The organism is Rhodococcus sp. IC4_135 (assembly GCF_011602025.1).
Classification (GTDB): Bacteria; Actinomycetota; Actinomycetes; order Mycobacteriales; family Mycobacteriaceae; genus Rhodococcus_F; species Rhodococcus_F baikonurensis.
Genome location: NZ_JAAOLG010000001.1, coordinates 777588 through 804046, shown reverse-complemented (window position 1 = coordinate 804046; position 26459 = coordinate 777588). Strand labels below are relative to the sequence as shown.

Here is a 26459-nt window from a genome sequence, read left to right as displayed (position 1 = left end):
GCGCTTCTGGTCAGCTGAGAGCAATCCACCACTTCGACGGCGGTGTCGGCGACAACGCGTCGATCCGGCCGCCCGGCATCGGCACCGACACGCTGGTGCCCGCCTCCGCCGCGGCCTCGTTGAGGCGAATGATCGGCTCCGACCATGAATGAAACGCGAGGTTGAACGTTGCCCAGTGGATCGGGACGAACACACCGCGAGACCCGTCGCCCTTGTTGAGGTCGATGTGCGTCTGCACTGCCTCTTCGGGGTTCATGTGAATGTCCGGCCAGCGCACGTCGTAGGCGCCGACGGGGAGAAGCGTCAGATCGAACGGCCCGTACGTTTCACCCAATTGTTCGAAGCGCTGCGTGTATCCGCTGTCGCCGCCGAAGAACACCCGGTGCTCCGGACCGGCGAACACCCACGACGCCCACTGAGTCGTGTTCCGGACAAGACCACGACCAGAGAAGTGACGAGCCTCGGTGCACGTGAGGACCAGGTCGCCGATTTTTGTCGACTCGTCCCAGTCCAATTCCACGATCCGGTTCTCGGGCACCTTCCAGTGCCGCAGGTGAGCCCCGATACCGATCGGCACGACAAACGGAGCGGTCTGGGTACGAGTCAGCGTCTTGACCGTAGCCATGTCGAGATGGTCGTAGTGATCGTGAGAGATGACTATCGCATCTACTGCAGGCAGTTCGGTCAATGCCACCGGAGTGGGGTGCATCCGTGCGGGACCTACTGTGGCCGAGGGTGATACGCGCTCGCTCCACACCGGATCTGCGAGAACACGGTAACCGTCGACCTCGACGAGAACACTCGAATGGCCGTACCACGTCACCGCTGCGTCGCCGGCTACCGCCGGTGCCAGCGGAGTGGCCAACGGAATCGGCTGACGCGGCCGACCCGTCGACCCTCGCGTTGCCATCGACTTGAACATTCCGGCATCAGTGCCCGGCACCAGTGTGCTGCTGGGCTCCGAGTTGTGGAACTGGCGGTCCCGATATCGCGGAGACATCGCCGCATACGGTTGCACCGTGTTTCGCGATGCCCCGATCTGCGTCGGGATTCCCCATGCGGCTCGCGCCACCCACCCCGTCGCCGCGGCAACAGCAGCAACTCCGAGAACCGTCGTCTTCTTCATTCAGACGAGCGTAGCCACTATCCGCCCTGTGTGCCCGGCGCCTGTTTACCCTGCAACCGGCTTTACTTGCCCTTGAATACGGGAGGGCGGTTCTCGATGCGGGCCGCGCGGGCTTCCTGGACGTCCTCGCTGAGCCAGGCGGCGTGAAGAGCGTCGAGTTGCTCGGGAGACTGCTCCTCCATGGTGCCGTCGTCGTTGAGAACCATCTTCATGTGCCGCAACGACAGCGGTGCGAGATTGGCGATGCGGTGTGCCCATTCCTGGGCGTCGTCGAGGGTGCCGATTTTGTTGGCGAGGCCCCGAGTGAAGGCTTCCTCAGCGCCGATCTGTTCGATACCGAGCAGAATGGTGCGCGCGGGACCGCCGCCGACCAGCGACGCGAGCCGACGCATCGTCCACTTGTCCACAGAGACACCGAGGGTGGCTGCCGGGATTCCGAAACGAGCGCCCGGCGCCACGACGCGCAGATCCGACGCGATGGCCAGCTGCGTGCCCGCGCCGATGGCCGGACCGTTGACGGCAGCGATGACCGGGATGGGCGCCGTGTCGATAGACCGAAGCATCTCGAACAGGCGATCGGTGAAGCCCTCCATGTAGACGTCGCCGGAGAGATCTGCCCCTGCGCAGAATGCCGATCCCTCACCGGTGATGACGACGACGTGCGCATGCTCGGCGACTGCCGCGTTCATCGCGTCCCGAATCGCAATGCAGAGTTCCGCGCTGAGTGCATTGCGACGCTCGTGACGCTGCAACTCGATGGTCACGACGTTGCCGTCACGGGAGAACCCGATCATGTCCGCTCACTTTCGTTTCTGGAAGGCTCGACGCAGGGACGTTCCGAGGCGCCGATACCGTCCGCATACTTCTCTGCAGCTAAGTTCTGTACATCAGGAGGTTAGATTACCGATGAGTACAGACGACCTTGCCTCACCGGAACCGCACCCGGTTGACGTGGTGGTGATCGGCGCCGGACAGGCCGGACTCTCCGCCGCGTACTACCTGCGCAAGTTCGGAATCGAACCCGAATCGGGTTTCGTGGTGCTCGATCATGCGTCCGGGCCGGGCGGGGCGTGGCAGTTTCGCTGGCCGAGCCTGACACTGAGCACCGTCAACGGCGTGCATGATCTCCCGGGAATGTCCTTCGCGGAAACCACCGGCACCGACGCCGAACAGGTGCCTGCATCCGTCGCGGTCCCCCATTACTTCGAACTGTACGAAAAGCAATTCGAACTTCCCGTCCACCGCCCGGTGCACACCCGAGTGGTGTGCCCTCGGGAAGAGCGACTGCGGATCGAGACCGACCACGGAGTGTTCGCGGCGCGAGGCTTGATCAATGCGACAGGAACCTGGGAGCGGCCCTTCATCCCCCACTATCGCGGGGCCGAATCATTTCGTGGCCGACAACTCCACACGAAGGACTATCGAACCGCCGCGGAGTTCGAGGGCAAACATGTCGTCGTGGTCGGCGGCGGTATCTCGGCCGTCCAACTGCTCGACGAGATCTCACGCGTCACGACCACTACCTGGGTGACGCGTCGTGAACCGGAGTTCCGCGACGAGCCGTTCACTCCGGACATCGGCCGCGCCGCGGTTGCCATGGTCGAGGATCGTGTACGACGCGGTCTGCCACCGGGATCCGTTGTTTCGGTGACCGGCCTCCCGGTGACACCGGCCATCCGGGCAGCGCGAGAGCGCGGTGTCATGAATCGACTCCCGATGTTCTCCGAAATCCTTCCGAACGGCGTGAAGTGGGCCGACGGTACTGTCATCGATGCCGATGTGATCCTGTGGTGCACCGGTTTTCGCAGCTCACTCGATCACCTGGCGCCTCTGCACCTGCGAGGACCAGGTGGCGGAATACCGATGACCGGACGCCTCGCCACGCAGGTCGAAGCCGACCCTCGCGTACATCTGGTGGGATACGGGCCGTCGTCGTCGACGATCGGAGCCAACCGCGCCGGCCAAGCGGCCGCCCGCGAACTGACGTCTTACCTGGGAATCGGCGAATGAACAGAATTCTTGTACCGGGAGAAACCTGCTGGCGCATCGAGCCTGCCGACAATCTGGCCTGCATCGTCGACGCCGCTGACTACTTTCATCACGCGAAGTCCGCAATGCTGCAAGCCGAGAAGCGAATCATGTTGATCGGCTGGGATTTCGACACGCGCATCAAACTCGAGCCAGGAAAGCAGACGCTCGACGGCCCCAACCGATTGGGGATGTTCCTCCGCTGGCTCGTCCGCGAGAAACCTGATCTCGAAATCCTCGTACTCAAATGGAACATCGGCGCCTTCACCGCAATCGGGCGCGGGATGACTCCAGTCTTCGTGTCCAACTGGTTGACCGACGAGCGTCTTCGGTTCGAGATCGACGGCGCACATCCAGTGGGCGCGGCGCACCATCAGAAGATCATCGTCATCGACGACGCCCTGGCCTTCTGCGGCGGCATCGACATGACGGTGGACCGCTGGGACACCTCGGATCACGTCGACCGCAACGACTACCGGATCACACCGAGCGGAAGACGTTACGGCCCTTGGCATGACGCCACCACAGCTATCGACGGCGATGCGGCCGCGGCAATCGGCGAATTGGCGCGGGCACGCTGGAAATCCGCAACCGGCGAGGATCTGGTACCGGTTCAGAGCACAGCGACGCCATGGCCGGTCAATCTGGCTCCCACGTTGCGGGTCGTCGACGTAGCCGTAGCCAGAACACTGCCGGAACTCGGCGAACGCACGGAGGTACGTGAGATCGAGGCGCTCTATCTCGCGGCCATCGCCGGGGCGGAGCGGACGCTGTACATCGAGAGCCAATACCTCGCCTCCCGCACTCTGGCCGAGGCAATTGCCGCGCGTCTACGTGAGGCCGACGGGCCGGAGATCGTTCTGGTCATCCCCCGCAATGCCGATGGATGGCTGGAACAAAAGGCGATGGACGGGGCACGCCACGACCTCTTGCATCTGTTGTGGAGCGCCGACATCCATGGCCGGTTCGGTGCGTTCTATCCCGTGACCTCTTCTGGCGCACCCATTTACGTGCACGCCAAGGTCCTCGTGATGGACGATCGACTCTTGCGAATCGGGTCGTCGAACCTCAACAATCGATCGATGGACTTCGACACCGAGTGCGACATCGCCGTCGAATCCGTCGACGACGCAGATGTCGAGCTGCGCGCGTCGATCATCGGATTGAGGCGGCGGCTACTCGGCGAGCACCTCGACGTCACCGAGGAAGAAGTCGACGACGCGTTGGGTGAGCAGTCACTGTTGTCGACGGTTCGCGCTCTCTCGACCTCCGACGCTCGCAGTCTGCGCGAATTCGACCGCAACACAGTCGACGGCGAAGACCACGTGCTCGCCGAAAATGCACTGATGGATCCCGAGCGCACGCCGCCCAGACTGAGCGATCGAATCGAAGGATTACGCCGCCTGCTCGGCAAACGCTGAGACTCTAGAACACGCGCACACAGTGACCGGTTGCCGGCGCGAGTTCGACGAGAGTTGCACTTTGAACACTCGGGACGAACACGATGAGAAACGTATCGCTGTCGCTGTCGAGCCAGGCAACGGAAACTCCTGACCCGGCGATGTTGGCGCCGACGCCGGCAAGAAGCGTTTCGAGGCCAGCGGTGCGGTCATAGCCTGCGGCAAGCTCGTCCGCCCATTTCCATGAGTGGGCCGCTCCGGGTGCAGACTCCAGCTGCCGCAGTCGACCGAGAACCTCGGCGGCGTCCTCGTTCCAGTCCACCCAGGCCAGGAGTTCTTGTTCGTGCAATGCGTCGACGAGAGCAAACCACGCCATTTCCGGGTGCGGCTTCTCGAGCGTCTGTGAGTACAGATCGTTCTGTACCTCGACATACCGTTCCGGGTAGTCGATCGCGAGAGTCACACGATCGCTGACTGCGGGGCTGTCAGAGGCGAGCAGTTCGGCGATCGCACGCAACGCGTCGCGAGCAGGTCCACCCACTACGGCTCCAAGGTTCGATTCGGTCATCGGTGCGGTTCCCACAGTCTGACATGCGAGTGCGCCTTCTTCGGATATGTCTCGATGTCGGGACACGAGCCGGATGCTTACCCCGAGTTCCACCGATTCCCGAGCAGCGCCGGTGTCGAGCTACCAAATTGGACTATCCGGCTATCCCATTCGCCGCACTTGTCCGTTTACCCTTTCACCTGGTCTTACAATCCGGATATAGTCATCGTCGATCCGAGAAGTCAACTGGGATGTAGCGAGCCAGCGAACAGTCTGTTACCGTTCAGCTAACTACTCCTTCTGGTCAAACCGGATCGAAGGGGTTCGGGCAATGACCCACGGGGGGTTGACGTGAAGGGGCCATGTTCCGCATGAAACACGATTCACACACGACAACCTCTTGGTGGTCGATCGGCGAGTGGCGCCTGGGTTGGAAGGTCATCGCCGTTCTCGCATTGCCGATGATCGTCGCCGTCGTCCTCGGAGCCCTTCGCGTTCAGACCGAACTCGAAGAAGCCGCGCAGCTGAGTTCCTCGTCCGAACGCGCCCTCGCTGTGCCCACCGCGATCAACCTCGAATCCGCGCTGTACGAACTCGCCGAAGCGGCCTCGGCACGCACTGACACCGGCCCGGCCACACAAGCGGTTTCGGACGCAATGGACCAACTGGTCGACGCGGCGCGCGCGTTCCAGTCCGATGACGCCCTCAACGACCAAGTGACTTCGGCACTTGCCGAGAGCCGTTCCATCACTGAGGAGATTTCCGCCGGCGCGGTGGCTCCCGCACGCTTGGTTTCGCGGGTCGGTGAAGTCTCGCGCGCACTCTCGAGCACCTTCACCAGCGTCGTCGAGCATTCTCAGCGGCCGGCGCTGCGCGAAGAGGGTGGCCGACTCGCCGCACTCTGGGATGCGCGACGAGCACTGGCCGAACAACGAATTCTCTTCGGCTCAGGTGATCCGGACCAGCAAGCTCGTACCTCGATGGTCAGTGCCGCCGGTGCCGAACTGGTCGCTCTGAACAACATTCTCGCCATCGACGGGAGTAACGACACCGTCCAGACCCTCAGCAACTCAGCTCAGAACCGGATCAACGCCCTCGGATCAACTCCGTCGACCTCTCCTCTGGGAAGCCGCGTCGGCGCAGACCTGAAATCCGGCAGCGACCAGTACAACAGCTTGACCGATACCACCGTCACCGAGTTCGGCGACACCGTCACCGCTGAATCCAATGCAGCACGAACCGCAGCACTTCGTGACACTGCCATCGTGCTCGGCGCGGTCCTGCTGGCACTGGCGATCGCCCTCGTCATCAGCCGATCGCTCATCGATCCGATCCGCCGGTTGCGGTTCGCCGCTCTGCAGGCCGCGAGACGCGGACTTCCCGACGCGATCGAACGAATCCGCGCAGGTGCCAGTACCGACGAACTCGACTTCGCCCGTGTCCCGATCCGCACCCACGAGGAAATCGGCGAGCTTGCACGCGCGGTGGACGACATGCACGGTCAGGCCATCACGCTTGCCGGCGAGCAGGCGACCCTGCGGCGCCAGGTCAACGACATGTTCGAAACGCTGTCGAGGCGGAACAAGTCCCTCGTCGACCAGCAACTCGGTTTGATCGAACAGCTCGAGCAGGACGAGGACGACCCGCGTCGCCTCGAGAATCTGTTCCGGCTCGACCACATCGCCGCGAGAATGCGTCGAAACGGCGACAACTTGTTGGTTCTCGCCGGAACCGATGTGCGCCGCGCCAGGACTGCACCCGTCGCTCTCGGCGATACCCTTCGCGCCGCGGTATCGGGTGTCGAGGAGTATCGACGCGTCGAACTCGGGCAGATCCCGCCCGGAGTCGTCACCGGTCACGCTGCGCCGGACGTCGTTCACCTCATTGCCGAACTGCTCGACAATTCGCTGCGGTACTCCCCACCGGAGACCACCGTCTCCATCAACGCTGCCCGCACCATCGACGGCTCCATGATCGTCGAGATCGCAGATCTCGGTATCGGTATGTCGCCTGCCGACATCCTCGATGCCAACGAGCGCCTCGCGGCCGGCGGCGAGATGAGCGCGGACACAGCGCGTCGCATGGGTTTGTTCGTCGTGAGCCGAATCAGCCGTCGCTACAACATCTCTGTGCGCCTGCGCCCGACGGCAACGTCGTCGACACACAGCGGCATCACCGCAACGGTGCTCCTACCGACCTCGATTCTCGATTCCTCGCGGGCTCCCGAAATCCGCACGCCGCGAACAGGACCCGTTGCCACAGTCGAGCGGACACCGCCGCCCGCACCACCTGCCCCGGTATGGTCACAGCCGGTCCCGACCGCTTCCGCACCCCCACAGCCTGCGACCAGAAGCTTCGCCGACCTCCCCCGCCGAACGCCCGGCATCAGCACCGATCGGACCGAGACGTTCGCCCCGATCACGCCGGAGTCGACACCGACGGCAACACCCTCGGGACTACCTCGCCGCACCCCGGGCACGAGTGGAGTGCCGCAGGTCAGTACCTCGACCACTCCGGCACCAGCTGCGCCGGTGTCAACCTTCGCTCCCCAACTCGATCCCGCGGGCGCGAACGCATCGACGTCGCTTTCCGTCCGTACTCCGTCGCCGGAATCCAACTCGTCTGCACAGGGTCCCGAGATCCCGGTGGGTCCACAGCCGTCGACAACTCCGGCGCCGCGGCACCGACTCTCGGCACCGACGCCGACAAATACTGCGGCCTTCTTCTCCTCTCGTACCCGTGACGGGATGTCGGCTCGCACGTCTGCGCGTACTGACAGCAGCAGCAACAACAACGGCGGCGCGAACGGTGGAACGTCTGCCCCGTCGACGATGCCGATCTTTGCTCGGATGGTGTCGGAGTGGCTGGTGGATCCGACGGCGGAGTCGTCAACGGCTTCCACCGGTGGTTCCTGGACCACGGACGCAGATCAAGGCTGGCTGGCTGCCCGGACGTCGTTCGAGATGCCGGTCACCAAGATCGCCGATTCCGGATTGCCTATTCGGGATCGAGGAGCTCGCTTGGTTCCTGGCGCCGTCGGAGGAGGTGGTACAGCCCAACGTCAAGCATCCAATCCCGCCGACGTTCAACGTGGTTGGAGCAGTTACCAATCCGGCGTGCAACGTGGGCGTCGGCATGCTGCCGTCCACCAGTCCGACGGCGGACAGTCTTTCGAATCGTCCACGATGTTGCACAACGATGAAGGAGAACAGTGAACACTGTCGGAGCCCAAGAGACTCCCCGCGCACTCGACTGGCTGGTTTCGGCTTTTGCCCGAGACGTGCCGGGTGTGAGTCACGCGATCATCGTCTCAGCCGACGGGTTGTTGACGGCCTCGAGCACACACCTTCCGCTCGACCGGGCGGATCAATTAGCCGCTGTCACTTCCGGACTCGCCAGCCTGTCCGCGGGGGCGTCACGCCTCTTCGACGGTGGGGCCGTCATGCAGTCCGTCGTCGAGATGGAGAACGGCTACCTGCTTCTCATGGGCGTCGGTAGTGGCGCCTACCTCGCCGCACTCGCTGTCGCCGGATGCGACATCGGCCAGATCGGTTACGAAATGGCGACTCTCGTCGATCGCGTCGGGACCACCATGGACATTGCCCCGCGAACATCGCAGGGTATTTGAGTTCGATGTCTCACCATCAATCCGAGTACGACGACGCCGAACCGAGCTTGGTACGGCCGTACGCGCTCACCGAAGGTCGGACCCTGCCGTCCATCGACCTCCCGCTCGAAGCGATCATCGCGACGATCGAAGACGTGGTCTCGAACAATCTTGCACCGCAAGATATTCGTGCATCGATCGTCGCACTCTGCGAGCAGCGGATCTCGGTTGCCGAGATCGCTGCCCACCTGGGTGTTCCGATCGGAGTCGTGCGGGTACTGGTCGCCGACCTCGTAGTAGCCGGATCACTGGAAATACATGCCACTCTGCGAAGCGACGCATCTCGAGTCGAGCGACGCGAACTGATCGAAAGGACCCTCAGTGGACTTCGGGCACTCTGACTCATCGTCTCGCGTGAAATCGACGAAAATCGTGATCGCCGGGGGTTTCGGTGTTGGCAAGACAACGCTTGTGGGGACCGTCTCCGAAATCGTCCCCCTTCGCACGGAGGCCATGGTCACCGACGCCAGCGACGGTATCGACAATCTCGGTTCCACTCCCGACAAGAGCACCACGACGGTCGCGATGGACTTCGGGCGCATCACTCTCGCCGACGACCTGGTTCTCTATCTGTTCGGAACCCCGGGACAGCGTCGCTTCTGGTTCATGTGGGACGACCTGATCACCGGTGCGATCGGTGCGGTCATTCTGGTCGACACGCGTCGCTTGGAAGACAGCTTCGCCGCAGTCGACTTCTTCGAGGCGCGAGGCCTCCCGTTCATCGTGGCGGTCAACCGTTTCGACGGCGCACCCATCCATTCGGCGAGCGATCTCCGCCAGGCGTTGGCTCTACCCAACCGCGTTCCCATGATCGAGATCGACGCCCGAAACCGCGAATCGGCCAAACGCGCGCTGATCGCCGTCACCGAATACTCCCTCGAACGACTTGCAGCTGAAGCAGTCGTCTAGATGAATCACCAGATGCGAATCGTCACCGAAAGGAACTGGCATGTCGGATGAAATGCACCATTTCTCGATGGGAATCTGGCTGCTCGGGCTCGCCTACGTCGTGTCCGTGGTCGGGTCGGTAGTCGGCCTGGCGTGCACCAGGCATTCAGCGTCGGCGACGACGACCGCCACACGCATGCGCTGGCTCGCCATGGCCGCCCTGTCGATCGGTGGCGTCGCCATCTGGCTGATGCATTTCATCGCCATGCTCGGCTTCGCAGTCCCCGGCAGTCCCATTCGATACAACCTCGGATGGACCGTGATCTCGGCGATCATCTCGGTGGGGGCCGTGTTTGTCGGCCTGCTGATCATCGGGACCGAATTCCGCTGGACTCGACTTCTGATCGGCGGCCTGGTGACCGGTCTCGCCGTGAACATCATGCACTACACCGGTATGCGCGCCTTACGCTTTCAGGGTGAGATCCACTACGACCTGCTCTTCGTCGCACTGTCGGTTCTCATCGCAGTCGTCGCCGGAACGGCCGCACTGTGGTTCACCATGGTGCTCGAGTCCACGATTCTTCGTTTTGTCGCCGGAATCATCATGGGTATCGCCGTCGTCGGAATGCATTACACCGGAATGGCTGCGGTCGAGGTCGTTCACGACGCAGCAGCCCCGGCGCCGCAGGGACTCGAAGTGTTCTCCTTCCTCTTCCCCGTCTTCGTTCTCGGCTTGTTGGCGTTGGCGGTTCCGATCGTTGCAGTGCTGACAGCGCCCAACCGTGCGACGGCTCGGATGGAGTCCGCCGCCGACGACCTGGCGTTCGAAGCACGCGAGTTCGCGATCTCGAACTGAGCGAAGTACGAGGCGAGTCAGTGTGAATCGACGACGCCCCGTACATTTCGAGGATGGTGGATGCCGGACACAACCCTCAGCCGTCGGCCCGCGCGACACTGGTCGTGATCGGTGGTTTGCCGGCCACCGGCAAGTCGACTATCGCGCGAGCGCTTGCCCAGCATCACCGAATCCCTTTCGTGCGGATCGATACCATCGAACAGGCACTGACCCACAGCGGTATCGCTGACGCGTCCGGGACCGCTGGATACATCACCGCCTATGCGCTCGCCGCCGAACAATTGCGACTGGGACTCTCGGTCGTGGTCGAGTGTGTCAACCCGATCGAGGTGACGCGAAGCGCCTGGTCCGCTACCGCACAACACAATTCGGCGTACTTGCTCAATGTCGAAGTAATCTGTTCGGATCCCGACGAGCATCGCAGACGCGCTGAACAGCGAGTCGTCGACATCCCGGATCTTGTACTACCGACGTGGCAGGAAATTCTGGATCGGGACTACGAGCCGTGGACCACGGAACGGCTGGTGCTCGACACCGCAATCATGGACTCCGACAGCGCAGTACGACGCATCACCGCCACGATGCCGTAGCGTGCGAGCTGCTCACAGGGCGAGAACGAAGAATGCACTGTTCGGATCTTCGCGGTAGTTCCCGAACGGTGGACAGGGCACGAACCCGAATCTCGCGTACAACCGGCGAGCGGGATCGAAGAAGTCCTGTGTGCCGGTCTCCAATTCGAGTTGACGGTAACCTCGTTGTCTCGACTCGTCCACGACGTGTTGAAGAAGTCGCGTACCCACTCCACGCCCTCGAGCTGCCGATGATGTTCGCATCGACTTGATCTCGCCGCCGGTCGACGACCGTTCCTTGAGCGCTACGCAACCGAGTAGCTCGTCACCGTCGCTCCACAGCGTCCACATGGTCACAGAGCTATCCGTCAGCCCCGTGACGTCCAGCGCGTGAACGCTGTCCACAGGGGAGGTCGCATGCATGTCCGCGAGGTGCTCGGCCAGGAGAGCCCGGACCGCGTCCCGACTCAGGTCGTCAGTTTCGATTCGCACAGATCCCTCACTGTCCACGTCGCCTCCGGCAGCATCGAATGAAGTATGACTGTCCGTCACTTCGCCGAAGGCTTGGCCCGAACGTGAATGCGTTCTCCTTGTGGGCCGAACAGACTCAGCACTTCGACCGGGCCTTTGCCGTCACTGCCGAACCAATGCGGATTTCGGGTGTCGAATTCAGCAGCTTCACCCGTTCCCATGATGATGTCGTGATCGGCCAACACCAATCTCAGCTTCCCCGACAACACGTACAGCCATTCATAGCCGTCATGCACCTGCGGATTCGGCTCGGTCTGGTTTGCCGGGATGGTCATCTTGAATGCCTGCAGCCCACCCGGTTGCCGAGTCAGCGGCAAGACCGTTCGCCCACTGACGCTTCGAGGCGCACTCTGGATACGCGGATCGGCGACCTGTGGCGCCGCCACCAACTGGTCCAACGGCACTTGGTGGGCGAGCGCGATCGGGAGCAGCAACTCCAAACTCGGGCGACGCTCCCCCGCTTCGAGCCTCGACAGGGTGCTCTTCGAGATACCGGTCGACTCGGACAGCGCCGTGAGCGTGACATTGCGCTGTGTACGAATGCGTTTGAGGCGCGCGCCTATCTGCGAGATGGCGGCATCGATGTGCGGGCCGTTGACATTCATGGTCCGAGTCTGACGACGATTCCCAGAAATGGCAACAATAGTTGCTGAGCTGTCTCGTCCGCGGGCAACCTGTGCTCATGCGAACACACACTGAAACACAGGTCCTCGACACCGTGATCGTCGGTGGTGGAGCCGCCGGACTCAGCGCAGCCCTGGTGTTGGGGCGCGCTCGGCGCAGCGTCGCCGTCATCGATTCCGGCACTCCCCGCAACGCACCCGCGGCACACATGCACGGCTTCCTCTCGCGCGACGGCATGGCGCCGGGCGAGTTACTCACCGTCGGACGCAGCGAATTACAGACGTACGGAGTGGAATTCACACAGGATGACGTTGTCGACATCTCGTGGCGCGGTATCGAACCCGGCTTTGTCGTCGAGCTTTCAGGCGGCACGACGCTCACCGCTCGCACCGTGCTGGTTGCCACCGGCCTACGGGATTCACTTCCGGAAATACCAGGCATCCAAGAACTTTGGGGACAGAGCGTGCTCCATTGCCCCTACTGCCATGCGTACGAGATCAGCGACCAACCGATCGGCGTTCTCGGCGGCGACGTTCGCGAAATGTCACTTCACCAGGCGCTTCTGCTCCGGCAGTGGTCGTCGGATGTGACGTTCTTCCCTCATCACATCTCGCTCACACCGGAAGAACGCAGGCGACTTGCGGCGCGCGGTGTCGAGGTGGTCGACGGGCAGGTCACCGCAGTGACCTCCGAGCACGGCGAACTGAAGGCAATCGAGTTGGACAACGGTCAATTGGTTCCTCGTTCAGCGCTGTTCGTCGCACCTCGCCTCGTCCCGAACGACGGGGCCTTGTCACAACTCGGTTGCCACGTGGGCACAAACGGATTCGTGACTGTCGATCCTTCCGGCGCCACCAGCGTTCCTGGCATCTGGGGCGCCGGCAATGTCGTCGACCCTCGCGCTCAGGTGATAGGCGCTGCCGCTGCCGGTTCGACAGCGGCAATCGCGATCAACGGATACCTGGTCGAGCAAGACGTCGAATCGGCCCTGCTTACGACCGCGCCAGAGGTTGATTTCTCGGCCACCGTGGAGCAACGCGTCTGCGAGATGAACGGCGGCAGCGCCCTCCACGGCTTCTGAGAGAAGAGTCTACGTCGCGGGGCCGCCGTGCAACTTCTCGTAGGCGGCCTTCTCGGCGTCGTGGCGCGAGATCTTCTTCGGGTTCTCGAGGTCGGAAGGCAAACCGTGACGCTCGAGGCGACGCGACCTGTTCTGAGCCATGTAGGAAACCGAATAGAACAGTGCCAGGAGCACTCCGAGCAGCACCATCGATGCCCGCAGAGCCCACGGCCCCGGAAAGAGCATGAAGGCAGCGAAGACTGGAATGAACGGCACCATGCTTCGGATCAAGTGACGCGGCACAGCCCAATCACCGATCAGGTCGTTTCGCACCCAGTCCTGCATGGAGTCGGGCAGCTTACGGCCCACTGAATAGCCCAACCACTGAAGGGGATTCGGGCTCGTACGTTGCTTTTTGGAAGTCACGGAAGTCACCTGTTCGGTACGCATCGACGGTACTGACGCAGTCATCACGTTTCTTTCGGATGCAGTCGTCACATTTCTCTCATTGGTCCAAGGCTCCGGCGCGGAGCGCGGCCTCGTTGACCCGCGTCAGAACGTTGTGGAGTTCTTCGAGTTCGGCGAGGCTCACGCCCAACTTCGCGACAACCGCCGGCGGGATCTTCTCCGCCTCGTCGCGCAGCGCCACACCCGCTTCGGTGAGGTCGACGTCGAGTTGACGCTCGTCGGCGCGGCTACGGGTTCGCGTGATCAACCCGGACGCCTCGAGCCGTTTGAGGAGCGGCGACAGTGTCGGCGAATCGAGCTGAAGCGCCTGCCCGATTTCCTTGACCGCCATCGGCGACTTTCCCCACAGTGCCAGCATCACCAGATACTGGGGATGCGTGAGGCCCATCGGCTCGAGCAGGGGCCGGTAGACGGAGAGCACTGCCCGGTTCGCGACCGCAAGTGCAAAACACACCTGCCGGTCGAGAGCCAGCGGATCGTCCATCTGCGTCTGCGGAGCCTTCGTCGTCATGACTCCGATGTTATCAGATTAATTAGTGCAGTAACTATTATTGCACTAATCAATCTGGCGATGATCGTCACTCTTCTCCAACGTCGACGTGGGTTGCCCGGTCAGACCCACGTGCGCTTCCGCCCTCATTCGCTCGACCATGTGCGGGTAGTGCAGCTCGAACGCCGGACGCTCGCTACGGATGCGCGGCAACTCGGTGAAGTTGTGACGCGGCGGCGGGCAGGTGGTCGCCCACTCCAGCGAGTTTCCGTAACCCCACGGATCGTCGACGGTGACCACTTCGCCGTAGCGGTAACTCTTGAAGACGTTCCACAGGAAGGGCAGCGTCGAGGCACCGAGCACGAAGGCGAAAATGGTCGAGACCGAGTTGAGCACGGTGAACCCGTCCGAAGGCAGGTAGTCGGCGTATCGACGCGGCATGCCCTCACCGCCGAGCCAGTGCTGAACGAGGAACGTGCCGTGGAAACCGACGAACGTGGTCCAGAAGTGCCACTTGCCCAACCGTTCGTCGAGCAGACGTCCCGTCATCTTCGGGAACCAGAAGTAGATACCGGCATACGTGGCGAACACGACCGTACCGAAGACCACGTAGTGGAAGTGGGCCACGACAAAATACGTGTCGGTGACGTGGAAGTCGAGCGGCGGGCTCGCGAGGATGACACCCGACAGACCACCGAAGAGGAAGGTGATCAAAAAGCCCACCGAGAACAGCATCGGCGACTCGAAAGTCAACTGCCCCTTCCACATCGTTCCGATCCAGTTGAAGATCTTCACGCCTGTCGGCACGGCGATCAGGAACGTCATGAACGAGAAATACGGCAGGAGAACAGCACCCGTCGCATACATGTGGTGAGCCCACACAGCGATCGAGAGAGCGGCAATCGCGAGTGTCGCATAGACCAATCCCGTGTAACCGAAGATCGGCTTACGGCTGAAGACCGGGAAGATCTCCGAGACGATGCCGAAGAACGGCAGCGCGATGATGTATACCTCGGGATGACCGAAGAACCAGAACAGGTGCTGCCACAACAGAACTCCGCCCGACGCCGGATCGAAGATGTGACCACCGAGGTGACGGTCGACGAACAGCCCCATGAACGCGGCGGTCAGGAGCGGGAACGCCATCAAGATCAAGATGCTGGTGATGAAGATGTTCCAGGTGAAGATCGACATGCGGAACATGGTCATGCCGGGCGCGCGCAGGCAGATCACGGTGGTGATCATGTTGACCGCACCGAGAATCGTGCCGAGCCCACCGACCGTCAGACCGAAGACCCACAGGTCGGCCCCGACGCCGGGGCTGTGAACCGCGCCGGAGAGCGGGGTGTACGCCGTCCAACCGAAGTCGGCAGCCCCGCCCGGCGTGAGGAAGCCGCCGAGAACGATGAGGCCACCAAAAGTGAAGAGCCAGAACCCGAATGAGTTCAGCCGAGGAAAGGCGACGTCGGGTGCTCCGATCTGCAACGGAAGCATGTAGTTCGCGAAGCCGAAGACGACGGGGGTCGCGTACAGCAGCAGCATGATCGTGCCGTGCATGGTGAAAAGCTGGTTGAACTGCTCATTGGAGAGGAACTGCATTCCGGGAACGGCCAGTTCGGCGCGCATGAACAGCGCCATCAGGCCGCCGATCAGGAAGAACGCGAACGCAGTGATCAGGTACATGATCCCGATCTTCTTGTGATCGGTGGTCTTGATCATCTCGAGCATCCACGACCCCTTGGGATCACGACGCTTCGGGTACGGCCGCTCCGGAATCGGCTCCAAGTCTCCGGTCCGCTCGTCCGGCACCGTTGTTGTCATGCTCGCGCGTCCTCTTTCGTGCTCGATACCGCCCTCAAGAACTTTCCGCACGACCATATCGCATGTTAATAGTTAATGCACAAACTAAGTTTTGACGACCGATGCACCGATGAAAACCGAACGTACGCAACCTTTTGCAGATTTTCGGCGAGATGTACTCATGCAGCGGAATAGGTCGAGAGCCGGCCGCGTTGAACAAACCCGTGACTCTTCCCGACACATCGACAGCACCCGAGGCCCCCGCGTTGCGCGGCCTCTTCGAGCCTTTCGAGGTCAAATCACTCTCGTTGCGTAACCGTTTCGCCATGGCCCCGATGACGCGCGCCTTCTCGCCGGACGGAATCCCCGGCGCCGACGTGGCCGAGTACTACCGTCGTCGCGCAGCAGGTGGTGTCGGCTTGATCATCACCGAAGGCACGTACATCCCGGACCCGGCGGCCGGCCCGCACACCCGCGTACCGCGCATCTACGGCGATTCGAGCCTGGGCGGCTGGAAGTCGGTAGTCGACGCCGTCCACGCCGAGGGCGGATCGATAATTCCCCAGCTGTGGCACCTCGGAGTCGAGCGCGGCGAGAATTCGCGCCTGAACCCAGAGGTCGAAACCGTCAGCCCTTCCGGCCTGGCGCTGGACGGCACCCGTCTGGGACGAGAATTCACCACCTCGGATCTCGACAACTTGAAGCAGTCGTGGGTCGACGCGGCACTCAACGCGAAGAACACCGGTTTCGACGGTCTCGAGTTGCATGGGGCGCATGGCTACCTGCTCGACGAGTTCCTCTGGGCAGGAACCAATGTCCGCACCGATGGATACGGCGGATCACTCGAAGCCCGCACCCGTTTCCCGGCCGAGGTCGTCGCCGCGATCCGGGAGGCAGTCGGAAACGAGTTCGCGATCGTCTACCGCTTCTCGCAGTGGAAGTCCGGCCACTACGACGCTCGTATCGCCCAGAGCCCGGCAGAACTCGGCCGCATCCTCACTCCCCTGGTCGACGCCGGTGTCGACGTTCTGCATCCGTCGACGAGGCGTCATTGGGAACCGGCGTTCGCTGAACTCGACGGCGAAGACGGCAAGCTCGGCCTCGCGGGCTGGACGAAGAAGCTGACCGGGTTGCCGACCATCACCGTCGGCTCGGTCGGACTCGACTCGGTGTTCACGACGGCATTCACCGGCGACGCTGCATCGGCTGTCACGGGGCTGGAGCGTCTCGAAGCTCAGTACGAGAACGGTGAATTCGACATGGTTGCCATCGGGCGCGCGCTGCTCGCCGATCCCGAGTGGGTCGAAAAGCTCCGCACCGGACGCGCGGACGAACACATCGCATTCACTGCAGAACATCGCACGCACCTGAACTGACCTCGCACGACAAAACGGCACTCCCGCGATCGCGGGAGTGCCGTTTGTGGGTCTACCGGAAGTTCTAGCTGCCGAGCGTGACCGGATCGGGGCCGATGCGGCCGGCCTGGTCGTCGAGAGCACCGATCGCGTTGATCTGTTCCGGCGTCAGTTCGAAGCCGAAGACATCGAAGTTGGCGGCGATACGTTCGGGGGTCACCGACTTCGGGATCACCACGTTGCCGATCTGCAGGTGCCAGCGAATGATCACCTGAGCCGCGGTGACGCCATGAGCGTCGGCGACAGCGGTGATGACGGGGTCACCGAGAACGGTTCCCTGGCCGAGCGGGCTCCATGCTTCCGTCGCGATTCCCTTGCCGGTGTGGAAGGCGCGCAGTTCGGCCTGGTTGAACTTGGGGTGAAGCTCGATCTGGTTGAGGACCGGTACCTCACCGGTTTCACCGATGACACGCTCGAGGTTCTCGATGGTGAAGTTGGAGACGCCGATGGATCGAACCCGTCCGTCGGCCTTGAGCTTCTGGAATGCCTTGAAGGTCTCGACGTACAGGTCCTTGGACGGTACCGGCCAGTGGATCAGGTACAGATCGAGGTAGTCGAGACCCAACTTGTCGAGGCTGGCGTCGAATGCGGCAAGCGTCGAGTCGTAGCCCTGATCGTCGTTCCACAACTTCGTCGTGATGTAGAGGTCTTCGCGTGCGATGCCGGATTCGGCGATCGCGCGGCCGACGCCCACCTCGTTGCCGTAGATCTTGGCGGTGTCGATGCTGCGGTAGCCGGTCTTCAGGGCGGTGGAGACGGCTTCCTGCGTCTCGTCGTCCGGAACCTGGAACACACCGAATCCGAGTGCGGGGATCGTCTTACCGTCGTTCAGAACAATTGTCGGTACATCGGTCACATCATTGGTCTCGGTCATAAGTGAATCCAACGCCCGAGGGCAGGGAGGCATTCCCCGCCGAACCTCCGCGCGGTGCCCTTGTACCGCCCGAAATGCCGGTCTACCTTGGAAGACAAGTATTGGAATCGCCTCGAGAAAAGAGAGAGCGATGAATCTCGGATATCGTCTCGCCTACAAGGTCGGCGTCACTCCGTGGGAGCACACCGGCCACGGCTTCGACGCTCAACTGTCCGGCCTTCTGGATGCGATCCCCGTCCCGGAAGGTGGCCGTGCACTCGACATCGGCTGCGGCACCGGACGCCATTCCATCGAGCTGGCGCAACGCGGTTGGCACGTCACCGGCGTCGACGCCGAGCAGGAACCCCTGGACAAAGCGCGCATACATGCACGCGAAGCACACGTCGACGTCCGGTTCCTCCACGAGGACGCGGCAGACCTGCACATAGCCGTCGACGGTGGGCACATGCTGGTACTCGACATCGGCTGCTTTCACGGGCTCACCGATCACCAACGACGGGACTACGGGAGGTCGGTCAACGCGATCACCGCACCGGGAGCGTCCCTGGTGATGTTCGCATTCGGACCAGGTCACCGCTGGCCGATGCCACATGGTGTCTCCGAGGAGGACGTCATGCGAGCATTCGACGGTTGGTCGATGGCCTCGAGTACGGCCGCTGATGTGAGTGAATCGCCACTTCCGGTCCGTGCGGCACATCCGTGCTGGTATCACCTGGTCCGCGGCTGACTGCTGTGCGCCTTTATTAACCGCCCGCGGTTAATAAAGGCGCACAGCACCGATTAACACTGGCGCACAGCGCCGGGGATACTTCTCAGGTGACTGCAACACTGCGCATCAGCGGCCTCTCTGCCTCCCGGGGAGAACGCACCCTGTTCTCCGACCTCGATCTCACCGTCGCGCCTGGCGACGTCATCGGCCTCGTCGGCGCGAACGGCGCCGGCAAGTCGACGCTTCTCACCGCACTGGCCGGAATCGGCACCGCCGACGTCGAGGGTTCGATCATTCTCAGCCCTCCGGATGCTGCGGTCGGTTACCTCGCGCAGGAACCCGACCGCATCGAGGGTGAGACCGTCCTCGAGTTCCTCGGCCGCCGCACCGGCGTCGCGCATGCCGAGGAAGTCATGAACGCCGCGGCCGAAACCCTGGCCGAAGCCGAAGAGGATCTGTACTCCCCGGCACTGGAACGCTGGCTCGCTCTCGGCGGCGCCGATCTGTTCGAGCGCGCCGAGAAGGTGGTCGAAGAACTCGGGCTCGGAGTTCCGCTCGATGCGCATATGACGGCATTGTCCGGCGGTCAGGCCGCGCGCGCCGGCCTCGCGTCACTGTTGCTTTCGCGCTACGACATTCTCCTGTTGGACGAGCCCACCAATGATCTCGACCTGCGCGGTCTCGAGCAGTTGGAACGATTTGTCGCCGAGACCCGAGCGGCGCTGGTTGTCGTGAGCCATGATCGCGAATTCCTCTCGCGCACCGTCACCGGAATCGTGGAACTCGACCTGGCACAGCAGGACATCGCCGTTTACGACGGCGGCTACGAGTCGTACCTCGCCGAACGCGAGATCGCCCGCCAGCACGCACGCGAGGCGTTCGAGGAATACGCAGGCACCCGCTCCGATCTCGAGGATCGCGCGCAGATGCAGCGCAACTGGATGGAACACGGCGTCCGCAACGCGCGTCGTAAGGCCAAGGACAACGACAAGATCGGACGCGGATTGCGGACCGAGTCGACGGAGAAGCAAGCCGCGAAAGCCCGCCAGACTCAACGCCGAATCGAGCGCCTCGAAGTCGTCGAGGAACCGCGCAAGGAGTGGGAACTTCGCATGGAGATCGCGGCGGCGCCGCGATCCGGATCCGTTGTCGCGACCACGAACGGCGCCAAGGTAACTCGCGGTCAGTTCACGTTCGGTCCGGTCACGACGCAGATCGACTGGGGTGATCGGATCCTCGTCACGGGCGCGAACGGAGCAGGCAAGACCACCCTCCTGAACGTCCTACTCGGCAAACTCGTCCCCGACGAGGGCATCGCGTCGCTGGGTTCCGGTGTCGCGATCGGTGAGATCGACCAGGCGCGCGGATTGTTCGAAGGCGATCAGCCAGTCGTCGAGGCCTTCGGTGCACAGGTTCCGGACTGGCCCGATGCCGATGTCCGCACTCTGCTCGCCAAGTTCGGCCTGCGCGGACACCACGTACTCCGATCTGCCGCTTCCCTGTCCCCCGGCGAAAGAACAAGGGCTGCACTTGCTTTACTGCAAGCTCGCGGAGTGAACCTACTGGTACTGGACGAGCCGACGAACCATCTCGACCTTCCGGCGATCGAACAACTCGAGCAGGCGATGGAATCCTTCGAGGGAACCCTCCTCCTGGTCACTCACGATCGACGCATGCTGCAGTCCACCAGAAGCACGCGCCGGTGGCGAATGGAGAACGGACAGCTCTTCGAGGAGTAGCCAATCGACTGCGCTTGCGCAGGCAACCCGCGTGTGCAACTATTTATCCGGCGCACGCAATAGTTGCATGCGCGGCATAGGTGGACCACGGGCGACACGATCGCCCCTAGAACCGCCACACCCAGTCCTGAAAGGCACTCTTCAATGTTGTCGATCCCCGACCGCGCACTGACTCACGGAACCACCGGCGAGCCGATCACCATCCCGCAACTCGGGTACGGCGTTTTCCAGGTACCGGACGCACAGACCGAAGAGGTCACTTCCACCGCTCTCGAGATCGGCTACCGCCACATCGACACGGCCGCAATCTACGGAAACGAAGCCGGTGTCGGCCGCGCCATCGCAAGTTCGGGAGTTCCGAGGTCAGAGCTTTTTGTCACCACCAAGTTGTGGAATGACGATCAGGGCCACGACCGAGCACTCGCCGCGTTCGACACGAGCCTCGACAAGCTCGGCCTCGACTTCGTCGACCTCTATCTGATCCACTGGCCGGCACCGGCAAAGGGCCTGTTCGTGGAGACGTGGGCAGCTTTCGAGGAGATCCTCGCCTCCGGCCGCACCCGTGCGATCGGTGTGTCGAACTTCCTCCCCGAGCACCTCGAACTGCTGGCCGAGCACAGCTCGATCATCCCGGCCGTCAACCAGATCGAATTGCACCCCCGCCTGCAACAGCACGCATCACGGGAGTACGCACAGAGCCGCGGCATCGAAATCGAGGCATGGAGCCCATTAGGACAGGGAACGATCCTCGACGACCCGACCATCGGGAAAATCGCTGCAGCACACGGCAAGAGTCCCGCGCAGATCATTCTGCACTGGCACCTCGAACAGGGACACACCGTTCTGTCGAAGTCGGTCACCCCTGCCCGCATGCGCGAGAACGCCGCGATCTTCGACTTCACACTCGATGCTGACGAGTCAGCTGCCATCGCAGCCTTGAACACCGACAGCCGAGTCGGACCCGATCCGCTCGAATTGAACTGAATCGAAACGACTTCAGGGGTTCTCGTGCGCAGCCAACGTCAGCAGCACAGAATCAACAGTCTGCTCTGCCAGGAGCGCGTCCAGCGGTAGGTGACGAAACAACGCTCGGTAGTAGATCGGGGACGCCAGCGCGTCCAGGACGAAGTCCAGGTCGAAATCATCGCGAATGTCGCCGCGTATCCGCGCCGATTCCAGCACTGCCGCAGTGGAATCGCGTCGGGGCTGAAAGAACGCCGACTGGAACTCCCGCGCCAACTCCGGGTCGGCGGCCAGGTCCGCGACCAACGCGGGCAATATCCGACCAACCACCGATTCGCTCAGTCCCACAACCAATGTCGTGATGCCGGCGACCAGGTCTGCCCTGAGATCGCCGGTGTCCGGCGTCGGATCGGTGCCGATATGCCCCACGACGACGTCTACCACCAGATGCCGTTTCGACGGCCATCTCCGGTAGATGGCGGGTCGATGTACGCCCGCTTTCGTCGCCACCGAACCGATCGAGAGCTCCGCATACCCGTTCTCCCCCAACAGTTCCAGGGTCGCGGACAGTACGGCGTCGTCGATCCGTTCGTCGCGGGCGCGCACCATCTACAGCACCGGCCGGGGCATGAGCACCAGACGCCAGCCGTCAGGATCTTCGAAGGTCATTCCCGCATTCTCCTCCCAGTACGGATTCTCGGCCTCGACGGGTTCGTGCCCCGCCGCACCCAGCCGATGCACCACCTCGTACATCGCCGACTCGCCGGTGAAGTAGAGCACCAACAAATTGTCCTGCGTCGGAGCCGGGCACGGGCTTCCGTCTTCGTGGGTCGTGAATTCGAGGTGATAGTTCGCATCCGGCAAACCCAGCATGATTCCGTCGTAGCCGGCATGTCCGGAGAACCGGTAGAGCTCCGGCAATCCCACGCAGTCGCGATAGAACGCAATCACGTCGTCGAGCCGGTCGGTGGGTCGCGCTACTCGCACTTGGACTACTTCGAGGTCGTTCGGCCACGTTGTCATATCCAAACGGTACAGTACGTACCGTAACAAATCGAGGGCAAGTCGGACCGCCCTCCGCGGCCGACCTCGCCAGGACTACAAGCGATCGTTCTCCGGAAATGCGGCCTTGGGCATGAACTTCGGCCGGGCGAACAGCACCGACAGTTTGGTGGGCTGCGACTCCACCGGGCGATCGGACCGGTACAGCAACGCCTGCTGCGGGGTACTCACCCATTCGGCGGCGAAGATCTCACCGATACGGCCCACCTTCACGTGCGATCCATCCTCGAGCCGAACGGTGACGTCGGCCGTGGTGTCGGACTGGCCGTACACGACCCACCACGATTCTCCTTCCACATCCCCCGGAGTGTGCTGACCGATACCGATGACGGCACCCTTGTCCATCGGATCGCGCCAGATCGCTTCGAGCCCTTGTGATCCCACGCTGTAGTTGCCGTCCTCGCGCACCTGCACGACCAGGCGAGACTTCTCGAGCATCAACTGTTCGACCACCATGTCAAGCCCCTTCCGTTGCCCGAACCTTATCCGTCGGCACGGCCCAGCAGCAGAACAATCTCGGTTCCAATTGACAAACTGTTGGGTTTTTACAACACTTTGATGCATGAGCCCAGTCCGGCGGGGAGACGCGCTCCCTATCTTCAATCGCATCGGAGTGCTTCGCGCCGAGCGGAAGATGAGCCGGGCCCAGCTCGCGCAACTCGTCGACGTCAATCCGCAGACTGTGGGGGCACTCGAACGCGGTGACCACTACCCCAGCCTGGATCTTGCATTCCGAATCTGCTGGGTGTTCGACCTCCCGGTGGAGGCGGTGTTCTCTCGGACGGAGTTCGGGCCGCTGTCGACGGAGGTCTACCGGAATGCACAGTCGACGGAGGTCTACCGGAATGCACAGTCGACGGAGGTCTACCGGAATGCACAGTCGACGGAGATCAACCGGAGTCACCGCACTACCGAGGGGAGTGAAAAGCCCAGTGCCTGAATCGAATCTGATCGACCGCTACCAGGCCCACCGCACTCGGCGATTCCTGCAGAACGAGGAGACGTTCCGACATTGGCTCCCGAATTGGCGAACCCGTCGACGTCGGCGCGTGCTCGTCGTCGCCCTCGGAGTCCTGTTCACCACGATGGTTGTCGTCGGGATCGCGTGCCTGTTCAACCCACTGTTCGCGGTGGCATGGCCGATCATCACGGTGTTGTTCCTGCCGACGTGGTCCTCACTTCAAATCGTGTCGGGTCGACAGGGGGATGCGCCGCGGCACGCTCTGGACGAATGGGAGATCCAGCAACGCAACGACGCCCGCTCCGTCGGGTTGAGCGTGACCCAAACGTTGGTCTTCATTGTCGCCATTTTCCTCATTTTCACCTCGTCGGTGCAGTGGAATGTAGAGAGACTGCCTTACACAGGAGGTTTATTGGCACTGACTGCAATGCTGATCGGCGCGTGCACGCCCGCGATGATTCTCGCGTGGACCAATCCAGACCCGGATCCGATTGATTCCGAAGAGTTCGACCTCTGACCCGTATTACCGAAGCGCACCACTCGACCGATGGGAAGGACCCATGTCAGCCACCCTCACGATCGACGGCATCTCGAAACGCTACGGCGACGTCGTTGCACTCGACAACCTGAGTTTCGAAGTGCGCCCAGGCGAGATCTTCGGATTCGTCGGCAGCAACGGCGCCGGCAAGACGACCACGATGCGCATTGCGCTGGGTGTACTCGGAGCAGATTCGGGGGAAGTTCGTCTCGGCGGCAAACCCGTCGACCTCGACGTGCGTCGCACTATCGGATACATGCCGGAGGAACGCGGCCTCTACCCCAAGATGAAGGTGGGAGCGCAACTTTCCTATCTGGCCGAGCTACATGGACTCACGAAGGCCGACGCGCACGCGGCCACGGAGCGGTGGACCGAACGCCTGGGCATCGCCGAACGCGTCAAGGACACCGTCGATTCACTCTCCCTCGGTAATCAGCAACGTGTGCAGCTTGCGGCCGCGCTTGTTCACGATCCAGCGGTACTCGTTCTGGACGAACCGTTTTCGGGCTTGGACCCTGTAGCGGTCGACGTCATGAGTGACGTGTTGGTCGAGAAGGCTCGCACCGGCGTTCCGGTGATCTTCTCCAGCCATCAGCTGGATCTGGTGGAGCGCCTGTGTGATCGCGTCGGCATCATCAGTCGCGGCAGCATGCGAGAGATCGGAACTGTCGACGAACTACGAGGCAAGGGGGACGGCCGAATCGAGGTCTTCGCTCCTGACGCACCGGTCGGCTGGGCACACCATCTGATCGGTGTCACCACGCTGAGCCACCTCGACGGTCGAACGCTCCTGAGCGTCGACGGCACAGCCGACGATCAGCAGATCCTGCACGCCGCGTTGAAAACCGGACCGGTACACGAGTTCACGCTTCGACGTCCGTCACTGACCGACCTGTTCCGAGAGGTAGTAGCCGCATGAGCAACCAGTTGAGCGGAGGTCGAGCCATCGGGTTGGTCGCCCGACGCGAATTCATGACGCAGATCTCGAAGAAGAGTTTTGTGATCAGCAACGTCATCATTCTGGTCGCGATCATCGGCGGCATCATCGCCTTCTCACTCTTCTCCGGCGGCGACGAGGACAAGTCGAAGATCGGCCTGGTCGGCAACCAGTCGCTCAGTGCCACGATGGTGTCCATCGGCGACACACTCGGAAATCCGGTGACGGTGACCGAGGTTTCCGACGACGGAACCGCGCGTGATCAGGTCAAGGACGGCGACCTCGACGTGGCCGTGATTGCCGGATCGGGCGGCGGCGTCACCGTCGTGACCAAGAAGGATTTAGCCACGAATCTGCGGGCCGTCATCGAGAGTTCCGTTGCACAGCAGGCACAATCGAATGCGCTGGCCGCCGCGGGAATCGATCCGGCTCAGCTCGCCGAAGCCACGTCCACGGCAGTGGTCACCATCGATGCCATCGATCCGCCGGATCCCGAACAGGGCCAACGCATAGCGATGTCGATCGCGGCTGTGGTGCTCCTGTACATGCAGATCCTGCTGTTCGGAACGTACGTGGCGATGGGCGTCGTCGAGGAGAAGTCCAGCCGTGTCGTCGAGTTGCTGCTCTCCACGCTTCGTCCGCTGCAGTTGTTGTGGGGCAAGGTTCTCGGAATCGGTGCTGTCGGGCTGATGCAGATGGCCGCTTACGCTGTCGCGGGCGTCGCCACCGGATTGGCGACGGGCGTCCTGACCGTGACGGGCACGGCGATCGGGGTTCTGTTCGGCACTCTGGGGTGGTTCATTCTCGGCTTCCTCTTCTTCGCCGTGCTGTACGCCGCCGCCGGGTCCATGGTCTCGCGGCAGGAGGACGTCAATGCCACCGCGATGCCTCTCGCGCTGCTCGTCATGGCAATGGTCAGCGTGGCTTTCGTTTCGGTGAGCAATCCAGAAGGAACCCTGAGCAACGTGTTGAGTTGGATTCCGCCGTTCTCGGCAATCCTCATGCCCCTGCGCATCTCCGCCGGCGTTGCTTCTCCGTTCCAGATCGTGGGAACCATTCTGCTGATGCTGGTGGTGACTGCTGCGCTGTCGATGATCGCGGCAAAGATCTACCAGCGCTCCATCCTTCGTATCGGCAAGGTCGTTTCATGGAAAGAGGCGTTCGGACGCTGATTCTCCGGCGCACAACTGGCGCCGCGCGACCCCGG

At 62.5% G+C, this 26459-nt stretch carries 29 protein-coding genes; 17 read left to right on the top strand and 12 right to left on the bottom strand.

The window, feature by feature from the left end; all coding sequences use genetic code 11:
- Nucleotides 1-10: 10 nt before the first annotated feature.
- Both G8767_RS03950 and G8767_RS03945 read right to left on the bottom strand, forming a co-directional pair.
- A complete protein-coding gene (locus tag G8767_RS03950) occupies nt 11-1126 on the bottom strand; it encodes an MBL fold metallo-hydrolase (RefSeq protein WP_095971220.1) in 1116 nt (371 codons plus the stop codon).
- A 62-nt stretch (nt 1127-1188) separates the two neighbouring features.
- Nucleotides 1189-1920: an enoyl-CoA hydratase gene (locus tag G8767_RS03945; protein WP_166809388.1), complete on the bottom strand. Its 732-nt coding sequence runs from the start codon at nt 1918-1920 to the stop codon at nt 1189-1191.
- A 112-nt stretch (nt 1921-2032) separates the two neighbouring features.
- Between G8767_RS03945 and G8767_RS03940 the strand changes: the two genes are divergently transcribed.
- Together G8767_RS03940 and G8767_RS03935 are read left to right on the top strand one after the other, a co-directional pair.
- The gene (locus tag G8767_RS03940) at nt 2033-3136 is read left to right on the top strand and encodes an NAD(P)-binding domain-containing protein (protein ID WP_095971221.1); all 1104 of its coding nucleotides are present in this window, start codon (nt 2033-2035) and stop codon (nt 3134-3136) included.
- Nucleotides 3133-4575: a phospholipase D-like domain-containing protein gene (locus tag G8767_RS03935; RefSeq protein WP_166809387.1), complete on the top strand. Its 1443-nt coding sequence runs from the start codon at nt 3133-3135 to the stop codon at nt 4573-4575. Before G8767_RS03940 ends, G8767_RS03935 begins: the two co-directional genes overlap by 4 nt.
- Before the next feature lie 4 nt (nt 4576-4579).
- Here the strand turns inward: G8767_RS03935 and G8767_RS03930 are convergent, their stop codons facing one another.
- On the bottom strand, nt 4580-5122 hold the full coding sequence (locus tag G8767_RS03930; protein ID WP_206028815.1) for a hypothetical protein: 543 nt from the start codon (nt 5120-5122) through the stop codon (nt 4580-4582).
- 350 nt (nt 5123-5472) lie between these two features.
- On the opposite strand from G8767_RS03930, the gene G8767_RS03925 reads away from it, so the two are divergent.
- From G8767_RS03925 to G8767_RS03900, 6 genes are read left to right on the top strand one after another with little or no spacing between them, the layout of a single operon-like run.
- Nucleotides 5473-8316: an ATP-binding protein gene (locus G8767_RS03925; RefSeq protein ID WP_240951825.1), complete on the top strand. Its 2844-nt coding sequence runs from the start codon at nt 5473-5475 to the stop codon at nt 8314-8316.
- The gene (locus tag G8767_RS03920; protein WP_003940329.1) at nt 8313-8729 is read left to right on the top strand and encodes a roadblock/LC7 domain-containing protein; all 417 of its coding nucleotides are present in this window, start codon (nt 8313-8315) and stop codon (nt 8727-8729) included. Before G8767_RS03925 ends, G8767_RS03920 begins: the two co-directional genes overlap by 4 nt.
- Nucleotides 8730-8734: 5 nt before the next feature.
- Nucleotides 8735-9109 carry a DUF742 domain-containing protein gene (locus G8767_RS03915; RefSeq protein ID WP_166809386.1) on the top strand — a complete coding sequence of 125 codons (375 nt, stop codon included), beginning with the start codon at nt 8735-8737 and terminating at the stop codon, nt 9107-9109.
- The gene (locus tag G8767_RS03910; protein WP_003940118.1) at nt 9090-9677 is read left to right on the top strand and encodes an ATP/GTP-binding protein; all 588 of its coding nucleotides are present in this window, start codon (nt 9090-9092) and stop codon (nt 9675-9677) included. The genes G8767_RS03915 and G8767_RS03910 overlap by 20 nt, the downstream gene beginning before the upstream one ends.
- A gap of 40 nt (nt 9678-9717) precedes the next feature.
- Nucleotides 9718-10512 (top strand): MHYT domain-containing protein, encoded by a 795-nt coding sequence (locus G8767_RS03905; RefSeq protein WP_095971225.1) that lies wholly within the window; start codon nt 9718-9720, stop codon nt 10510-10512.
- Nucleotides 10513-10565: 53 nt separating this feature from the next.
- Entirely contained in the window at nt 10566-11102 is a 537-nt protein-coding gene (locus G8767_RS03900) for an AAA family ATPase (RefSeq protein WP_166809385.1), read from the top strand.
- Nucleotides 11103-11114: 12 nt separating this feature from the next.
- On the opposite strand, the gene G8767_RS03895 is transcribed toward G8767_RS03900, so the two are convergent.
- Together G8767_RS03895 and G8767_RS03890 are read right to left on the bottom strand one after the other, a co-directional pair.
- Nucleotides 11115-11573: a GNAT family N-acetyltransferase gene (locus G8767_RS03895; RefSeq protein ID WP_095971227.1), complete on the bottom strand. Its 459-nt coding sequence runs from the start codon at nt 11571-11573 to the stop codon at nt 11115-11117.
- A gap of 56 nt (nt 11574-11629) precedes the next feature.
- A complete protein-coding gene (locus tag G8767_RS03890) occupies nt 11630-12217 on the bottom strand; it encodes an XRE family transcriptional regulator (protein ID WP_095971228.1) in 588 nt (195 codons plus the stop codon).
- 77 nt (nt 12218-12294) lie between these two features.
- On the opposite strand from G8767_RS03890, the gene G8767_RS03885 reads away from it, so the two are divergent.
- Nucleotides 12295-13317: an NAD(P)/FAD-dependent oxidoreductase gene (locus G8767_RS03885; RefSeq protein WP_206028814.1), complete on the top strand. Its 1023-nt coding sequence runs from the start codon at nt 12295-12297 to the stop codon at nt 13315-13317.
- Between the two features lie 9 nt (nt 13318-13326).
- On the opposite strand, the gene G8767_RS03880 is transcribed toward G8767_RS03885, so the two are convergent.
- The 3 genes from G8767_RS03880 to ctaD are packed head-to-tail and all read right to left on the bottom strand — an operon-like array spanning nt 13327 to nt 16075.
- Nucleotides 13327-13746, bottom strand: a complete 420-nt coding sequence (locus tag G8767_RS03880) for a DUF5313 family protein (RefSeq protein WP_042451127.1) — start codon at nt 13744-13746, stop codon at nt 13327-13329.
- A gap of 55 nt (nt 13747-13801) precedes the next feature.
- A complete protein-coding gene (locus G8767_RS03875; protein ID WP_019744857.1) occupies nt 13802-14275 on the bottom strand; it encodes a MarR family transcriptional regulator in 474 nt (157 codons plus the stop codon).
- Between the two features lie 45 nt (nt 14276-14320).
- A complete protein-coding gene (gene ctaD, locus G8767_RS03870) occupies nt 14321-16075 on the bottom strand; it encodes a cytochrome c oxidase subunit I (protein ID WP_095971300.1) in 1755 nt (584 codons plus the stop codon).
- A gap of 203 nt (nt 16076-16278) precedes the next feature.
- On the opposite strand from ctaD, the gene G8767_RS03865 reads away from it, so the two are divergent.
- Nucleotides 16279-17430, top strand: a complete 1152-nt coding sequence (locus tag G8767_RS03865; RefSeq protein ID WP_166809383.1) for an NADH:flavin oxidoreductase — start codon at nt 16279-16281, stop codon at nt 17428-17430.
- Between the two features lie 64 nt (nt 17431-17494).
- On the opposite strand, the gene G8767_RS03860 is transcribed toward G8767_RS03865, so the two are convergent.
- Nucleotides 17495-18343 carry an aldo/keto reductase gene (locus G8767_RS03860; protein WP_166809382.1) on the bottom strand — a complete coding sequence of 283 codons (849 nt, stop codon included), beginning with the start codon at nt 18341-18343 and terminating at the stop codon, nt 17495-17497.
- Between the two features lie 130 nt (nt 18344-18473).
- Here G8767_RS03860 and G8767_RS03855 point away from each other — a divergent pair, with 130 nt between their 5' ends.
- The 3 genes from G8767_RS03855 (at nt 18474) to G8767_RS03845 (ending at nt 21775) form a co-directional block, all read left to right on the top strand.
- The gene (locus G8767_RS03855) at nt 18474-19070 is read left to right on the top strand and encodes a class I SAM-dependent methyltransferase (RefSeq protein ID WP_166809381.1); all 597 of its coding nucleotides are present in this window, start codon (nt 18474-18476) and stop codon (nt 19068-19070) included.
- Between the two features lie 89 nt (nt 19071-19159).
- Nucleotides 19160-20791, top strand: coding sequence for an ABC-F family ATP-binding cassette domain-containing protein (locus G8767_RS03850; RefSeq protein ID WP_095971232.1), 1632 nt, complete (start codon nt 19160-19162; stop codon nt 20789-20791).
- A gap of 144 nt (nt 20792-20935) precedes the next feature.
- Nucleotides 20936-21775, top strand: a complete 840-nt coding sequence (locus G8767_RS03845; RefSeq protein ID WP_166809380.1) for an aldo/keto reductase — start codon at nt 20936-20938, stop codon at nt 21773-21775.
- A 12-nt stretch (nt 21776-21787) separates the two neighbouring features.
- Here G8767_RS03845 and G8767_RS03840 read toward each other — a convergent pair whose 3' ends face one another.
- The 3 genes from G8767_RS03840 to G8767_RS03830 form a co-directional block, all read right to left on the bottom strand.
- Nucleotides 21788-22363: a TetR/AcrR family transcriptional regulator gene (locus tag G8767_RS03840; RefSeq protein ID WP_166809379.1), complete on the bottom strand. Its 576-nt coding sequence runs from the start codon at nt 22361-22363 to the stop codon at nt 21788-21790.
- Nucleotides 22364-22777, bottom strand: coding sequence for a VOC family protein (locus G8767_RS03835; protein ID WP_166809378.1), 414 nt, complete (start codon nt 22775-22777; stop codon nt 22364-22366).
- 75 nt (nt 22778-22852) lie between these two features.
- Nucleotides 22853-23272: a hypothetical protein gene (locus tag G8767_RS03830; RefSeq protein ID WP_124567535.1), complete on the bottom strand. Its 420-nt coding sequence runs from the start codon at nt 23270-23272 to the stop codon at nt 22853-22855.
- 106 nt (nt 23273-23378) lie between these two features.
- Here G8767_RS03830 and G8767_RS03825 point away from each other — a divergent pair, with 106 nt between their 5' ends.
- The 4 genes from G8767_RS03825 to G8767_RS03810 are packed head-to-tail and all read left to right on the top strand — an operon-like array spanning nt 23379 to nt 26424.
- Nucleotides 23379-23756 carry a helix-turn-helix transcriptional regulator gene (locus tag G8767_RS03825; protein ID WP_166809377.1) on the top strand — a complete coding sequence of 126 codons (378 nt, stop codon included), beginning with the start codon at nt 23379-23381 and terminating at the stop codon, nt 23754-23756.
- The gene (locus tag G8767_RS03820; protein WP_166809376.1) at nt 23749-24294 is read left to right on the top strand and encodes a hypothetical protein; all 546 of its coding nucleotides are present in this window, start codon (nt 23749-23751) and stop codon (nt 24292-24294) included. The genes G8767_RS03825 and G8767_RS03820 overlap by 8 nt, the downstream gene beginning before the upstream one ends.
- A gap of 43 nt (nt 24295-24337) precedes the next feature.
- Entirely contained in the window at nt 24338-25234 is an 897-nt protein-coding gene (locus G8767_RS03815) for an ATP-binding cassette domain-containing protein (RefSeq protein WP_166809375.1), read from the top strand.
- Nucleotides 25231-26424, top strand: coding sequence for an ABC transporter permease (locus G8767_RS03810; RefSeq protein ID WP_166809374.1), 1194 nt, complete (start codon nt 25231-25233; stop codon nt 26422-26424). Before G8767_RS03815 ends, G8767_RS03810 begins: the two co-directional genes overlap by 4 nt.
- Nucleotides 26425-26459: the final 35 nt, after the last annotated feature.

Bases quoted from the DNA above. Each gene is read 5' to 3' on its own strand.
- G8767_RS03950 (WP_095971220.1), bottom strand. From the start codon at position 1,126: ATGAAGAAGACGACGGTTCTCGGAGTTGCTGCTGTTGCCGCGGCGACG.
- G8767_RS03945 (WP_166809388.1), bottom strand. From the start codon at position 1,920: ATGATCGGGTTCTCCCGTGACGGCAACGTCGTGACCATCGAGTTGCAG.
- G8767_RS03940 (WP_095971221.1), top strand. From the start codon at position 2,033: ATGAGTACAGACGACCTTGCCTCACCGGAACCGCACCCGGTTGACGTG.
- G8767_RS03935 (WP_166809387.1), top strand. From the start codon at position 3,133: ATGAACAGAATTCTTGTACCGGGAGAAACCTGCTGGCGCATCGAGCCT.
- G8767_RS03930 (WP_206028815.1), bottom strand. From the start codon at position 5,122: ATGACCGAATCGAACCTTGGAGCCGTAGTGGGTGGACCTGCTCGCGAC.
- G8767_RS03925 (WP_240951825.1), top strand. From the start codon at position 5,473: ATGAAACACGATTCACACACGACAACCTCTTGGTGGTCGATCGGCGAG.
- G8767_RS03915 (WP_166809386.1), top strand. From the start codon at position 8,735: ATGTCTCACCATCAATCCGAGTACGACGACGCCGAACCGAGCTTGGTA.
- G8767_RS03905 (WP_095971225.1), top strand. From the start codon at position 9,718: ATGTCGGATGAAATGCACCATTTCTCGATGGGAATCTGGCTGCTCGGG.
- G8767_RS03900 (WP_166809385.1), top strand. From the start codon at position 10,566: ATGGTGGATGCCGGACACAACCCTCAGCCGTCGGCCCGCGCGACACTG.
- G8767_RS03890 (WP_095971228.1), bottom strand. From the start codon at position 12,217: ATGAATGTCAACGGCCCGCACATCGATGCCGCCATCTCGCAGATAGGC.
- G8767_RS03885 (WP_206028814.1), top strand. From the start codon at position 12,295: ATGCGAACACACACTGAAACACAGGTCCTCGACACCGTGATCGTCGGT.
- G8767_RS03880 (WP_042451127.1), bottom strand. From the start codon at position 13,746: ATGCGTACCGAACAGGTGACTTCCGTGACTTCCAAAAAGCAACGTACG.
- G8767_RS03875 (WP_019744857.1), bottom strand. From the start codon at position 14,275: ATGACGACGAAGGCTCCGCAGACGCAGATGGACGATCCGCTGGCTCTC.
- ctaD (WP_095971300.1), bottom strand. From the start codon at position 16,075: ATGACAACAACGGTGCCGGACGAGCGGACCGGAGACTTGGAGCCGATT.
- G8767_RS03860 (WP_166809382.1), bottom strand. From the start codon at position 18,343: ATGACCGAGACCAATGATGTGACCGATGTACCGACAATTGTTCTGAAC.
- G8767_RS03855 (WP_166809381.1), top strand. From the start codon at position 18,474: ATGAATCTCGGATATCGTCTCGCCTACAAGGTCGGCGTCACTCCGTGG.
- G8767_RS03845 (WP_166809380.1), top strand. From the start codon at position 20,936: ATGTTGTCGATCCCCGACCGCGCACTGACTCACGGAACCACCGGCGAG.
- G8767_RS03840 (WP_166809379.1), bottom strand. From the start codon at position 22,363: ATGGTGCGCGCCCGCGACGAACGGATCGACGACGCCGTACTGTCCGCG.
- G8767_RS03835 (WP_166809378.1), bottom strand. From the start codon at position 22,777: ATGACAACGTGGCCGAACGACCTCGAAGTAGTCCAAGTGCGAGTAGCG.
- G8767_RS03830 (WP_124567535.1), bottom strand. From the start codon at position 23,272: ATGGTGGTCGAACAGTTGATGCTCGAGAAGTCTCGCCTGGTCGTGCAG.
- G8767_RS03825 (WP_166809377.1), top strand. From the start codon at position 23,379: ATGAGCCCAGTCCGGCGGGGAGACGCGCTCCCTATCTTCAATCGCATC.
- G8767_RS03815 (WP_166809375.1), top strand. From the start codon at position 24,338: ATGTCAGCCACCCTCACGATCGACGGCATCTCGAAACGCTACGGCGAC.
- G8767_RS03810 (WP_166809374.1), top strand. From the start codon at position 25,231: ATGAGCAACCAGTTGAGCGGAGGTCGAGCCATCGGGTTGGTCGCCCGA.